At 64.5% G+C, this 13,841-nt stretch carries 10 protein-coding genes and 1 pseudogene; 6 read left to right on the top strand and 5 right to left on the bottom strand.

Features of this window, described 5'->3' with window-relative positions:
* Positions 1-3: 3 nt before the first annotated feature.
* Together ACVWVY_RS37000 and ACVWVY_RS36995 are read left to right on the top strand one after the other, a co-directional pair.
* Positions 4-453, top strand: a complete 450-nt coding sequence (locus ACVWVY_RS37000) for a hypothetical protein (protein ID WP_456631030.1) — start codon at positions 4-6, stop codon at positions 451-453.
* 204 nt (positions 454-657) lie between these two features.
* On the top strand, positions 658-1,683 hold the full coding sequence (locus ACVWVY_RS36995; RefSeq protein WP_456631029.1) for a S1C family serine protease: 1,026 nt from the start codon (positions 658-660) through the stop codon (positions 1,681-1,683).
* A gap of 126 nt (positions 1,684-1,809) precedes the next feature.
* On the opposite strand, the gene ACVWVY_RS36990 is transcribed toward ACVWVY_RS36995, so the two are convergent.
* The 5 genes and pseudogenes from ACVWVY_RS36990 to ACVWVY_RS36970 all read right to left on the bottom strand — a co-directional run bounded on the left by ACVWVY_RS36990 (position 1,810) and on the right by ACVWVY_RS36970 (position 9,349).
* Complete coding sequence (locus ACVWVY_RS36990) at positions 1,810-2,589, bottom strand: alpha/beta fold hydrolase (RefSeq protein WP_456631028.1); 780 nt, start codon at positions 2,587-2,589, stop codon at positions 1,810-1,812.
* A gap of 3 nt (positions 2,590-2,592) precedes the next feature.
* Complete coding sequence (locus ACVWVY_RS36985; RefSeq protein ID WP_456631027.1) at positions 2,593-3,888, bottom strand: O-acetylhomoserine aminocarboxypropyltransferase; 1,296 nt, start codon at positions 3,886-3,888, stop codon at positions 2,593-2,595.
* A 48-nt stretch (positions 3,889-3,936) separates the two neighbouring features.
* Entirely contained in the window at positions 3,937-5,241 is a 1,305-nt protein-coding gene (pncB, locus tag ACVWVY_RS36980; RefSeq protein ID WP_456631026.1) for a nicotinate phosphoribosyltransferase, read from the bottom strand.
* 61 nt (positions 5,242-5,302) lie between these two features.
* Positions 5,303-8,867 (bottom strand): annotated as a pseudogene (locus ACVWVY_RS36975) (molybdopterin cofactor-binding domain-containing protein).
* Complete coding sequence (locus tag ACVWVY_RS36970; protein ID WP_456631025.1) at positions 8,867-9,349, bottom strand: (2Fe-2S)-binding protein; 483 nt, start codon at positions 9,347-9,349, stop codon at positions 8,867-8,869. The pseudogene ACVWVY_RS36975 and the gene ACVWVY_RS36970 overlap by 1 nt, the downstream one beginning before the upstream one ends.
* A gap of 286 nt (positions 9,350-9,635) precedes the next feature.
* Here ACVWVY_RS36970 and ACVWVY_RS36965 point away from each other — a divergent pair, with 286 nt between their 5' ends.
* The 4 genes from ACVWVY_RS36965 to ACVWVY_RS36950 are packed head-to-tail and all read left to right on the top strand — an operon-like array spanning position 9,636 to position 13,822.
* Positions 9,636-11,087, top strand: coding sequence for a 6-hydroxynicotinate reductase (locus ACVWVY_RS36965; RefSeq protein WP_456631024.1), 1,452 nt, complete (start codon positions 9,636-9,638; stop codon positions 11,085-11,087).
* Entirely contained in the window at positions 11,084-11,992 is a 909-nt protein-coding gene (locus ACVWVY_RS36960) for a UPF0280 family protein (protein WP_456631023.1), read from the top strand. The genes ACVWVY_RS36965 and ACVWVY_RS36960 overlap by 4 nt, the downstream gene beginning before the upstream one ends.
* A gap of 18 nt (positions 11,993-12,010) precedes the next feature.
* A complete protein-coding gene (locus tag ACVWVY_RS36955) occupies positions 12,011-12,595 on the top strand; it encodes an amino acid synthesis family protein (RefSeq protein ID WP_456631022.1) in 585 nt (194 codons plus the stop codon).
* Positions 12,596-12,619: 24 nt separating this feature from the next.
* The gene (locus tag ACVWVY_RS36950) at positions 12,620-13,822 is read left to right on the top strand and encodes an ABC transporter substrate-binding protein (protein WP_456631021.1); all 1,203 of its coding nucleotides are present in this window, start codon (positions 12,620-12,622) and stop codon (positions 13,820-13,822) included.
* Positions 13,823-13,841 lie beyond the last annotated feature (19 nt).

Below are 13,841 nucleotides of genomic sequence, written 5' to 3'. Positions count from 1 at the left end.
GCCATGTCCGCAGCCAATGAACTGACCTCAACCCAACGTGACGATCTTCGTATTGTCGCCGCGATGATCATTCCCGCCAGCGACGAGTACAATGTGCCCGGCGCTGATGACCCCGCGATCCAGGCCGACATGCTGGCGACGCTGGGCCGCGACACCGCGCAGGTCACGCAGGCGCTCGACCATCTCGCGCGTCTCGCAGGCCAGCCGCTGGCTGAACTCGATACGGCCAGACGCGAGGCGATAGCGACGGAGTTCCGCGCCACGGGTGGCGCTGCTGCGGCGACGCTCGTCCGCGTCGTCCTGCAATGCTACTACCGCGACGACCGCGTGCTGCGCTCGCTGGGGCTCGAGCTGCGCGCCCCGTTCCCGAAAGGCTATGTGCTGCAGGAGGGCGACTGGGCGCTGCTTGATCCCGTCAAGGCGCGGTCGGGGTCGCTCAGGCGAGCGCCCTAGTCCGGCTGCAAGTCCCTCATCCTGAGGAGCGCGGAACGCGCGTCTCGAAGGTTGCAGGCCCGTCTGTGGCCTCATGGTTCGAGACGCGCTTCGCGCTCCTCACCATCTGGGAGGGGCACTGTAGCAGGCCAGCCCCGCGCTCGTTGCGGGCATCTTGCGAATCCGGTTCCCGGCCACCATCTGAGGAGCCGAAGGAATCTCGCCATGCTGGATTTTGCCTCAGATATTGCCGATGACGATCCGTCATCGCGAACGGCCGAGCCTGCCCGGGACAACGACCGGGCTTTGCTCGATGCCTATTCCAATGCCGTGATCGACGTCACCGAACGTGTCGGCCCCGCTGTCGTGCGTGTCGAAACCGGGCCGAAGGCGCGCAGCGCGCATGAACGCGGCGGGCTTGGCTCCGGCATCGTCATCTCGCCGGACGGGCTGGTGCTGACCAACAGCCATGTGGTCGGATCGTCGAAAGAGATCCGGCTGCGCGACACCGAAGGCTTCGTCACGGACGCGCATGTGTTGGGCGTCGATCCCGACACCGACCTTGCGCTGCTGCGGGCCGATGGCGCGCGCGATCTGTCCTATGCCTCGCTCGGCGATTCCAAAAGCCTGCGCCGCGGCCAGCTCGTGGTCGCAATCGGCAATCCGCTCGGCTTCGAATCGACGGTGACCGCCGGCGTGGTGTCGGCGCTCGGCCGGTCGATCCGCTCGGTGAGCGGGCGGACCATCGAGGACGTGATCCAGACTGACGCTGCGCTCAATCCCGGCAATTCCGGCGGGCCGCTGGTGTCGTCGTCATCAGAGGTGATCGGAATCAACACCGCCATCATCAACGGCGCGCAAGGCATCTGCTTTGCGGTCGCCAGCAATACCGCGCAGTTCGTGCTGTCCGAGATCATCCGCCACGGTTATGTCCGCCGCGCCTATATCGGCGTCGCCGGCCAGACCGCGCCGATCCCGCGGCGGCATGCGGTGGTCGCCGGCGTCGACAACAAGATGGGCGCGCTGCTGGCGCAGATCGAACCGGACAGTCCGGCCGCGAAGGCCGGCTTGCTGCCCGGCGACGTCGTGATCAAACTCGACGGCGTCGAGATCGACGGCGTCGACGATCTGATCCGGATACTCGACCGCGACCGCATCGGGCGCATGCTGGCGATGGATGTGCTGCGGATGGGCCGCCTGCGCGCGATCGATATTCATCCAGTGGAGAGGAAGCCTGCGGCACGGCAGTAGTCGACCCTCATGGTGAGGAGGCGCATAGCGCCGTCTCGAACCATGAGGCCCCGCCGGTGGCCTTCATCCTTCGAGACGCCGCTTCGCGGCTCCTCAGGATGAGGAGTGAGAGTGGGATCCGGATTACTACCGCAGCGCCGCCAACAGCTCGTCCGGCGCCTCGGCCATGATCATGTGGCCTGCCCCCGGAACGACAACGGTGCGCGCATTCGGCGTCGCCGCTGCCAGCGTCTTGCCGGCTTTCGCAGGCGTCATCATGTCGCGCTCGCCGAGAATGAATATGGCGGGCACCTTGACCTGTGCGGCAGCCGCAAGCGCGTTCTGATAGGCATTGCAGGCGTTGAGATCGTTGTAGAGCACGCCCGGCCGCGTCTGCTGCAGTACGCGTTGCGCTCCCTGGTGCATCCACAGTCCCGGCGCGAGGCTGCCGCCGAGCTCGGCCTTGAAGCCGAGGCCCCAGATCGAGACCATGTCGATGGCATCGGGATTGTTGAACTCCGCGGCCTTGAGCAGATCGGGACCCACGGTCATCGTCGCGGCGGTTCCGATCAGGCTGAGGCTTGAGACCTTGTCGGGATGTCGCGCAGAAGTCTCCAGCGCGATCAGCGAGCCCATCGAGTGGCCGACGAGCTTGGCCTTGGGCATGCCGGCCGCATCGAGCAGGGCGGCGGTCCAGTCGGCCATGTCGGCGATGGTCGGAAGCGGCGCACCCGAAGAGCGCCCGTGCGCCGGCAAGTCCGGCGCCAGCACGGAATAGCCATGATGCGCGAACCAGCGGCTGTGCAGCGCCCAGGTCGAATGATCGAAGCCGGCGCCGTGCAGCATCACCACGGCAGGCAGCGACGGATCGAACGGACGACCGCCGGTGGCAACGAAGACATCAGCACCGTTGACGGAAAGCTGCATGGTTCAACCCTTCTGCGACGCGCGAAGCGCCTGGCCGAGATCGTCGATGATGTCGGAAACGGTTTCGATGCCGACCGACAGCCGCACCAGTTCCTCGCCGACGCCTGCGGCCTTCAACTGCGCGGCGTCCATTTGCTGATGCGTGGTGCTGGCGGGGTGAATCACCAGCGTCTTGGCGTCGCCGACATTGGCAAGGTGGCTGATCATCCGCAGGGACTCGATGAATTTCTTGCCGGCGGCGCGCCCGCCCTTGATTCCGAAAGAAACGATCGATCCGGCGCCACGCGGCAATAGCCGCTTCGCAAGCTGATGATCGGGATGATTTTCCAGCGCCGGATGCAGCACCCAGTCGACCGTCTTGTTGGCGGTCAGCGCCTCGAGCACCGCCAGCGTGTTGCTCATGTGGCGTTCCATGCGCACGCCCAGCGTCTCGACGCCCTGCAGCAACTGAAACGCGTTGGTCGGCGACAGGCAGGCGCCGAAGTCGCGCAGGCCCTCGGTGCGGGCGCGCATGATGAAGGCGGCCTGGCCGAACTGCTCGTCGAAGACAATGCCGTGATAGCCGGCATAGGGCTCAGTGAGTTGTGGGAACTTGCCGGAGGCGTGCCAATCAAAGCGACCGCCATCGACGATGACGCCACCGATCGCGATGCCGTGGCCGCCGATCCATTTGGTCGCCGAGTTCATCACGATATCAGCGCCGAGTTCGATCGGACGGCTGAGAAACGGCGTCGCAAAGGTATTGTCGATCAGAAGCGGGATCCTGGCGTCATGCGCGATCTGGGCGACATCAGGAATATCCAGCACTTCAAGCCCGGGATTGCCGATGGTCTCGCCGATCACGAGCCGCGTGTTAGGCTTGATCGCCGCGCGGAATTCGTCGAGCGCGCGCGGCTTGACGAAGGTGGTCGTGATGCCGAAACGCGGCAGTGTGTGCGCGAGCAGGTTGATGGTGCCGCCATAGAGCGAGGCGGAGGCGACGATGTGGTCGCCGGCATTAAGGATCGTTGCGATCGCCAGATGCATCGCGGCCATGCCGCTTGCGGTGCAGATCGCGCCGACGCCGGCTTCGAGCGCGGCGAGGCGCTCTTCGAGCACGGCCGTCGTGGGATTGGAAATGCGGGTGTAGATGTGGCCGGCGCGTTCCAAATTGAACAGCGCGGCGGCGTGGTCGGAATCCTGGAACACGTAGGACGTGGTCTGATAGATCGGAACCGCGCGGGCGCCGGTGGCGGGGTCCGGGCGCTGGCCGGCGTGCAGGCTCAGGGTTTCGAAAGCAGGCGGCTTGGGTGCGGGCATGCGGGGCTCGTCGAGTGGGTAGATGGCTGGAAACGGATCGTTGCAGGTTCAGACGTGCACGGGAGTGCGGACGCGGCCGGCATTGCCGAAGACGCGCAGATAACGTTCGACCTCGGACGCGGAACCGGTCGCCTTCTCGGGATTATCAGACAGCTTGACCGCCGGCCGGCCATCCACCGAGGTCACCTTGCAGACCAGAGAGATCGGATCGAGATCGGCGGACCCATCCGGCGCGCAGCCGACGAAATCATTGGTGAGGTTGGTGCCCCAGCCAAAGGAGATGCGGACGCGTCCCGAGAAATGGCGATAAGTCTCCTCGATCGAGTCGACATCCATTCCGTCGGAGAACACCAGGAGCTTCTCCTTGGGATCGCGGCCCTTCTGCTTCCACCACTTGATAATTTCCTCGCCGGCGGTGATTGGCGGCGCGCTGTCGGGGCGAAAGCCCGTCCAGTCGGCGACCCAGTCCGGCGCGTCGCGCAAAAACGGCTTGGTACCGAAGGCGTCGGGCAGCGCAATCAAAAGATTGCCGCCATAGGTGTGGCGCCACTGGTCGAGAATGCGATAGGGCGCCCAGCGCAACTCCTCGTCGGAATTGGCAAGCGCCGCTGCGACCATCGGCAATTCATGCGCGTTGGTGCCGATCGCTTCGAGATCGTTGTCCATCGCCAGCAGCACGTTGGAGGTGCCAGTGAACGAAGGCCCGAGGCCTTCCTTGACGGCCTCGACGCACCAGCGCTGCCACAGATGGCCATGGCGGCGGCGGGTGCCGAAGTCCGACAGCCGCAGGCCTTCGAGCTTGCGCAGCCGCTCTACCTTGGACCACAACTTGGCCTTGGCGCGCGCATAAAGCACGTCGAGCACAAAGCGGCCCTGTCCCTTGGTCGCCTGGCGCGAGCGCAACTCGTTCATGATCGCGAGCGCCGGGATCTCCCACATCGTGGTGTGGGTCCACGGCCCGTGGAAATGCAGTTCGTACTGGCCGTCCACCTTGTTCAATTCGTATTCAGGCAGGCGGAAGTTGGAGAGCCAGTTGATGAAGTCGGGCGAGAACATCTGGGTCTTGCCGTAGAACGTATTACCGGCGAGCCAGATCAGCTCCTTCTTCGTGAAGCGGATGGTGCGCGCATGATCAAGCTGCGCGCGAAGTTCGCCCTCGTCGATGATCTCGGCGAGGCGGACATGCCTGGAGCGGTTGATGACCGAAAAGGTGACGCGCTGATCCGGATAGAATTCGCGGATCATCTGCTGCATCAGCAGCTTGTAAAAATCGGTATCGAGCAGGCTGCGCACGATCGGGTCGAGCCGCCAGCCGTGATTATAGGTTCGGGATGCAATATCGGTGACTGCCATGGCGGAACTCTACCGTGCCGGAGGCCGCCCAACCAGTGGGTTTTGGCGGCGGCATGGCAGGTCAGCGCGCATGTTCCCGCCGGATACGGCTAGTCGCAGCATGAATATCCTTCCAGATCGGCTTATCCGGAGCAAATTGTTGCCTGAGATACCCGACCAGCTCCGCGACCTGGCCGTCGGTCAGGCTGTCCCTGAAGGCCGGCATGTAGCCCAGGTCGGTCGTCGCCGGCTTGGCAATGCCGTGCAGGATAACCTGAATGAGATTGTCAGGCACGGCGCTATGCAGATTGCTGTTCAGCGCCAGCGACGGCCGGCTGCCGAACAGCGGCGCACCGCCGACCTCGTGGCACACCGCGCAGGCGCCCTGATAGAGCCGGGCACCGATGCTGGAGGCGGCCGACGCGCGCGTGCCGGTCGAGGATTCCAGTTTCGCGGCGAGCGCTTGCTGCGCCGGTCGGTCCATGGAGGTCTCGTTGAACGAAGCGAGATAGACCGCCATCGCGTGGATATCGGAATCAGGCAACGACCCGAGCTCCTTCACCACCGGCGCCATCGGCCCGGCGGCGACGCCGTGAAGGCGCGACTCGCCGGTTCGCAAATAAGCGTAAAGCTCGTCCTCGCTCCACGGGATCGGCGCCTGCGACAACGACGTCAGCGCCGGTGCTTCCCAGCCTTCCGCGAATCCGCCGGCGAGGTAGGCGTTCGCCCTTTCCGCGCCGAGCGCACTGCGCGGCGAATGACAGGCGCTGCAATGGCCGAGGCCTTCGACCAGATAGGCTCCGCGATTCCATGTCTCGGACTTGGTCGGGTCGGCCTGGAAAACCGCCGGCTTGTGGAACAGCGCATTCCATCCCGCCATCAGCGGACGCAGGTTGAACGGAAACGCCAACGCATTCTGCGGCGTCTCCGCGCGCACCGGCGATTGCGCCATCAGGTAGGCATAGAGCGCCTGCATGTCGGCGTCGGTGGTCCTGGCGAAATGCGGATATGGAAATGCCGGATAAAGATGCCGGCCGTCGCGATGAATCCCCTCGCGCATCGCGCGTTCGAAGGCGGGATAGGACCATGCGCCGATTCCGGTTACGACGTCGGGCGTGATGTTGGTCGAGTAGATCGTACCGAATGGCGTTTGCAGCGGCTTACCGCCAGCGTTGAGGATACCGTTCGCGGAGGTGTGGCACACCGCGCAGTCACCAAGCGCGGCGAGTTGCTGCCCTCGCGCGATGGTCGCGGCGGAATAAACCGAGGCATCGGGACGTGCGATCGGCGCGATGGCTCGCCACGGCAGCACGGCGGCGCCGATGCCGATCGCGGCGGCACACAGGGCTGCGGCCGTCGCGAACACGCCGTTGCGTCCGGCGAATGGCTTCTGCCACCTGGTCAGGTCGGGCCGCGGTGCGGTTGCCGGCGACGGTAACGCCTCTGGTGCCCGCTGTTCCTCGCCGCGCAGCCCGCGCAGGATGCGTTCCGGCGTGAACGGCAATTCGCGAAAGCGTACACCGGTCGCATCATAGATGGCGTTGGCGATGGCAGCAGCACTTGGGACGGAAGCGGACTCGCCGACGCCGAGCGGTGGCTGATCCTGCCGCGGCAGCATCAGCACGTCGATCTCGGGCACCTCGGGGAATTTGATGATGGGGTAGGCGCCCCATTCCCGCGCCGTCACGGAGGTGCGGTCGAACGAAACTTCCTCCATCAACGCGCGGCTGGTCGACTGGATGACGTTGCCGTGGATCTGGTGGCGCACGCCGTCCGGATTGATCATCAGGCCGGAATCCTGTCCGGCGACCACGCGCGTCACGCTGACATCGCCGGTCGCCTTGTTGACCGCGACGTCGGCGATCCATGCCGACCATGCCGCGCCGTAGCCCGGAAACTTGCTGTGCACGTAGAGTGCATAGGCAAAGCCGCGACCGCGAACGATGTCGCCCTCAGCCGCCGGTTCCTGCCGCACCGGCCGCGGTTTCCAGCCCGCGCGTTCAGCGACGGCATTGACGAGATCTATGGCGCGCGGGTCTTTCAAATAGCGCAGGCGGTACTCGATCGGGTCGACGCCGGCTTCATCGGCGCATTCGTCGATCCAGGATTCATGCGCAAACGTGTTCGGCAGCGCCGAGACGCCGCGCAGCCAGGAAGCCCGCACGATCGGCGGCATGTCGTGCGCCACCACGCGCAGATTGTCGTAGTCGTAGGGCGGGATCGCGGTGCGGTCGCCCATCTCGATGATGGCGGGCGTGTGCGGGATGGCACCGGTCAGCAGCAGCGCCAGCGTCGGCGCGCCGTTCGATGGATAGCGCGTAGCAAAGTCATAACCGGCGACGCTGCCGTCAGCGTTCAATCCGCCGTTGACATCCATCAACTGCGCGGTGCCCTTTGGCTCCCACGCGTGTTCCTGCTCGCGCGTCAACTGCACACGAACGGGCCGGCCGACGGCGCGCGACAGCAACACCGCGTCGGCGGAAACGTCATCGGCGCAATTGCGGCCGTAGCAACCGGCGGCCTCCATCCGGATCACATCGATCTCGGCTTCGCGGCGATGGATCAGCCGAGCCAGTTCGGTGCGCAGATGATGCGGGTTCTGCGTCCCGGACCAGACCCTGGTCTGATCCTCCTGATAGTCGGCGACCGCGCAGGACGGGCCGACCGACGCGTGCATCTGATAAGGCCAGACATAGGTTCGCGGCATCGGCTTCGCGGCGCCGGCAATCGCCGCATCGACGTTACCCTTGTCGATCAGCGTGCGCGGCACCGACGGATTGGCGCGCAGCGCGGTCTCGATGTCCTTCAGGTCGGGCAGCGTCGGCACTGGCTTCCAGCTCACCTTGAGCTGCGTCGCCGCCTTGATCGCATTTTCCTCGCGCTCGGCGACGACGCCGACGAAGTCGCCGACCCTGACGACAGCGACAAGTCCGGGGATGTCGCGTACCGAGGCCTCGTCCACCGCGATCAGGCTGTTGCCGATGAAGTCGCCGACATCGACGCCGGCATAGGGCGGACGAACGACGCGGCCGTGCAGCATGCCCGGCACGCGCATGTCGTGGACGTAAACCAGCTCGCCCGTTGCTTTCGCAGGCAAATCGATGCGCGGCACGGATTGACCGACGATGCTGTAGGCGCTGGCGGGCTTAACCGTAACATCATCAGCCAGTTCAAGCTGGATGGTCTCGCCCGCAATCAGTTCGCCATAGCTGACGCTGCGATTATCCTGTCCGCGTATCAGGCCGTCCTCGATGACGAGCTCTTCAACGGGGAAGCTCCAGCCGCTCCGCGGCACGTGCGATCAGAAATTGCCGCGCCTGCGCCGCCGCCTTGCGCAACGGTACGGCGGTAATCTGGATCGTTTCGCTGGCGATCGTCGCACCCTGATTGGGAACGAGAGAAGTATCGCCGAGCACGACGACGACACGCGCAAAGGAGACGTCGAGTTCTTCGGCAACGATTTGCCCGAGCGCGGTGCGGATGCCGGTGCCGAGATCGACATGGCCATTGTAGGCGGTGACCGATCCGTCCGCGGTGACCTTGATAAATGTCTCGAACTTGACGGCCTCGACGGGAGAGGCCGGACGAACGACGGACAGCATGCCTTGTAGACGGTCGCGATCCCCAGGCGTGTCAGGGGCCGTCATCACGTCTGGGCCTCAACAGCACGGCCCGCCGCGCGCATGGCCGCCCGCATGATTTCGATATGTGCGCCGCAGCGGCAGAGATGATGACGCAACGCTTCCAGCACCTCGTCGTCCGACGGGTGAGGGGAACGCAACAACAAAGCCTTGGTCGCGATGATCATGCCGTTGAGACAATAACCGCATTGCGCGGCCTGTTCGCGGATGAAGGCCTGCTGCACCGGATCGGGATGCTCGCGCGTGCCGAGACCTTCGAGCGTCACGATGTCGCGCCCGGTGCAGCCTTCGATCGGGATCACGCAGGAGCGCGCCGCGACGCCGTCGATCAGCACCGCGCAGGCACCGCATTCGCCAAGACCGCAGCCATATTTTGGTCCGTTCAAGGCGAGGTCGTTGCGCAGCACATAGAGCAATGCCGTGTCGGGCGCGGCGTCGACATCGCAAGCTTTGCCGTTGACGGTCAGGCGTATCGTGCTCCGCGTCATGCTCCCCTAAGCCTTCGTTGCGCTGCAAAACTCTGTGCGGAACGTCCGGGAAAGATACCGTTTGTGTACAAACGTGCAAGCCGCGCGATCCCGCGCTGCAGCGCGTGCTCGCTTTATGAACAGGGCGGCGAGGCAAATGAGGTATTATGCGGCAAGTCGGGCCTTTCGCGGCAGGGGCCGCTTGACAGCGTTTCCGTCCGCGCGCAACATCATTCGTATACGAACAAAGTGATCGGGCCGCGAGGAAACGGCTCCGATCGGCGCCTTCTCGACCGCAGGCTTGTTCATGACTGATGCGATGTCCGCCGACGGTGGCGACAAGATCCGCTGCGATGCCTGTCCGGTGATGTGCTACATCAAGCCGGGCGCGGCAGGCGCGTGCGATCGTTATGCCAATCATAACGGCGAGCTGGTGCGTGTCGACCCGCACATCGTGCTGGAGCAGACGGTATCGCATGGCGGGCGGCTGGTGCCGTTCCAGGCCGGCGGCGGCGACTGGGACGGCAAGATCGTCCACGAGCCGAACGTGTTCGTCACCGCCATCGGCGCCGGCACCACCTATCCCGACTACAAGCCGGCGCCCTTCATCGTGTCGTCGGAAGTCGACGGTATCGACATGGTCACGGTCGTGACCGAGGGCATTTTCAGCTATTGCGGCGTCAAGGTGAAGATCGACACTGATCGCTATCTCGGGCCCGAGACGGCGACCGTCCGTGCGCAAGGCGAGGCGATCGGACACGTGACGACGAGCGAATACGGTTCGCAGATGCTGTCGCTCGGCGGCGTGCATCACCTGACCGGTGGTTCCAAGAAGGAAGGCCGCGTCACCTGCGACGCGCTGATGGACCTCTCCAACTGCAAGCCGGTGGAGTTGACCATCGATGGCGGCGCCACGGTCGTGGTGCAGGCTGGCTATCCCCCCATCGTCAATGGCGTTGCCGAAGAGCGCATGCGGGTGGGCTGCGGCTCGGCAACCATCGGCATGTTCGCCAAGCAGTGGCATGGCAAGGTCGATGAGGTCGTGGTCGTCGACGACCACATCACCGGCGTTCTCTCGGAGCACCAGGCCGGCAAGCTGCTCGATATTCCCGATACCGGGATCAAGATGAAGGGGCGGCGCTCGACGCCCGGCCGTTACTTCCAGGTCGCCGATCCCGGCACCGGCTGGGGCGGCACCAATATTTCCGATCCGCTGTCGGTGCTGGGGCCGTTCAATCCGAAGGAGGCGCGGCCCGGCCTGACCATGCTGATGGTTTCGACCACCGGCGAGCATGCGGCCTATTACGAGCTTGATGAAGCGCTGCGGCCGATCGAAAAGCAGATGCCGCCCGATCTTCGGTTTTCGGTCGAGCGTATCCAGGAGAATTGCGAGCCGGCGCTGTGCACGGTGCTGTTCATGGGCGGCGCGGGCGGCTCGCTGCGCGCCGGCGTCACCGACAATCCGGTGCGGCTGACGCGCTCGGTCAAGGACGCGCTGACGCGGGTCACCAGCGGCGGCGCACCTGTGTACGTCTGGCCGGGCGGCGGCATCACGTTCATGGTCGATGTCACGCAGATGCCGGCCGGCGCGTTCGGCTATGTGCCGACGCCGGCGCTGGTGGCGCCGATCGAATTCACGCTGCGGCTTTCCGATTATGCCGCGCTCGGCGGCCACATGGATCATGTTCGTCCGCTGGCATCGCTGCGGGACAACACCGAAACCCGCCCGATGCCTTTCATTCCGGGACGGCGCGCATGAAACGGCTGCCGCAAATCGCGCTTCTTCCTGACGGCAAGCGGCTGCATTTGCAGGACGGTCCGATCGATCTGATCGTCGAGGCAAAGGGAAGTGAAATCGATGTACGCGCTGCTTACGAGGCGGCGGCGTGGCGCTTTACCGGCTTGCTCGATGAACTCTGCGAAGAGTTGACCGAACTTCGAAGGGCTGCCGATCCGGCTCGAAGTGCGCTGAATGGTGTCGTTGCGCGCCGCATGTATTCGGCGGTGGTTCCGTTTGCGGCCGATCACTTCATCACGCCGATGGCGGCCGTGGCGGGTAGCGTCGCGGAAGAAATTCTCGGCTCGATGCTTGCTTTGGCACGGCTCGACCGCGCTTACGTCAATAATGGCGGTGACATAGCGTTGCATCTTGCAGCTGGGCAGCAATTCACCGTCGGCCTGTTGGATCGGCCCGGCCGGCAGGGCCTGATGCGAACAACGGTGATTGACGCTGACGATCCGGTGCGTGGCATCGCGACCAGCGGGCGGCACGGCCGCAGTTTTTCGCTGGGGATCGCCGATGCCGTCACCGTTCTGGCGAAAACGGCGTCACAGGCCGATGCGGCCGCCACCATCATCGCCAATGCCGTCGATCTGCCCGGCCATCCCGCCATTGTCCGTCGGCCGGCGAATGAATTACAGCCCGACAGCGACCTCGGCGTGCGCCTTGTTACCCGTGACGTCGGCGCACTCGGAGAAGGCGAGATCGACGACGCGTTGCGGGCAGGGGTTGGCCGGGCACAGCAATTGCTTGCGGCGGGATTGATCGAAGGTGCGGCCTTGCGTCTACTAGGCGAGACGGCCGTGGTGGGTGCAACTGGGATCAAGGCGGGCGCGTTGCCGGCGTTTCATGAAAGCGCGCTGGAAAGAACACCGCATGTTTGATCGGGAGCGAGGCTGACAATGAGCGCGATCATTCGCAAGATCGTCACGGTGGTCGAGGAAACCCATCTGGAGATGGGACAGAAGGTTGCGCCGCCGACGCGGCGGGCTGCTGCAATCGCCGTGATCGAGAATCCGTTTGCCGGCCGGTACGTCGAGGACCTCACGCCTTTGATCGAAATCGGCGAGGAGCTCGGCGATCTGCTGTCGAAGAAGGCCGTGGCTGCGCTCGGCATCGACGGCGCCAGGGCGCACAGCTACGGCAAGGCCGCAGCCGTCGGCGAAAACGGTGAATTGGAACACGCGGCAGCAATCCTGCATCCGAAGATGGGCGCGCCGGTGCGGAAAGTCCTGAGCAAGGGCGCAGCGCTGATCCCCTCATCGAAGAAGCGCAGCGGGCCGGGGACGACGCTCGACATTCCGCTCGGGCACAAGGACGCAGCCTTCGTGCGCAGTCATTTCGATGGAATGGAAGTGCAGATCAATGACGCGCCGCGCGCCAACGAGATCATGGTCGCGGTTGCGGTCACCGACAGCGGCAGGCCATTGCCGCGGGTCGGCGGACTAACGGTTTCGGAAGTCAAAGGCGAAGACGGTTTGAGATAGTTTCACAGTGCATTGGAGGTAGGGATGCGACGGAGACACTTACTGGGCGCGGGACTGGCGATCGCGGTTGCGGGCATGGCGGGGAACGCCATGGCGCAGAGCGAGATCAAGATCGGCGAGATCAACAGCTACTCGCTGTTGCCCGCCTTCACCGAGCCCTATCGCAAGGGCTGGCAGCTTGCGGTCGAGGAAATCAACGCGGCGGGCGGCATCAACGGCAAGAAGCTCGTCGTCATCTCCAAGGATGACGGCGGCAAGCCGGCGGACGCGCAGACCGCTGCCAACGAACTGGTGTCGAGCGAGAACGTGGCGATGCTGACTGGCACGTTCCTCTCCAACATCGGTCTGGCCGTCAGCGACTTCGCCAACCAGAAGAAAGTGTTTTTCCTGGCGGCAGAACCTTTGACCGACGCCATCACCTGGTCGAAGGGCAACCGCTACACATTCCGGCTGCGTCCTTCCAACTACATGCAGGCCGCGATGCTGGTGGAAGAGGCCGCCAAGTTGCCCGCAAAACGCTGGGCGACGATTGCGCCGAATTATGAATACGGCCAGTCGGCGGTCGCGGTGTTCAAGAAGCTGATGTCGGAGAAGCGGCCCGACATCCAGTGGGTCGACGAGCAGTGGCCGCCGCAGGGCAAGATCGACGCCGGTCCGGTGGTGCAGGCGGTTGCGGCCGCCAACCCCGAGGCGATCCTCAACGTCACCTTCGGCGCCGACCTGGTGAAACTCGTCCGCGAGGGCAATACGCGAGGCCTGTTCAAGGGTCGCTCGGTGGTGTCGTTCCTCACCGGCGAGCCGGAATATCTCGATCCCTTGAAGGACGAGACTCCCGAAGGCTGGATCGTCACGGGTTACCCCTGGTACGACATCAAGACGCCGGACCATGACAAGTTCCTGAAGGCGTATCAGGCCAAGTACAACGACTACCCGCGCCTCGGCTCGATCGTCGGCTACCAGACCATCAAGGCCGCCGCCGCAATCCTTGCCAAAGCCAACTCGACCGACCCGGAGAAGCTGATTGCAGCGACTGAAGACCTGTCGATGCCGTCGCCGTTCGGCGAGATCACCTTCCGCAAGATCGATCACCAGTCGACGTTAGGGGCCTATGTCGGCAAGACCGCGCTGAAGGACGGCAAGGGCGTGATGGTGGACTCAGTCTATCGCAAGGGGGCGGATTACCTTCCGAGCGATGCCGAAGTTGGAAAGCTGCGTCCGAAGGATTGAACTTCGGTTGAGGTCGGGG

The sequence above is a fragment of the Bradyrhizobium sp. URHC0002 genome (genome assembly GCF_054059515.1).
This window is presented reverse-complemented; position numbering and strand designations above follow the sequence as displayed.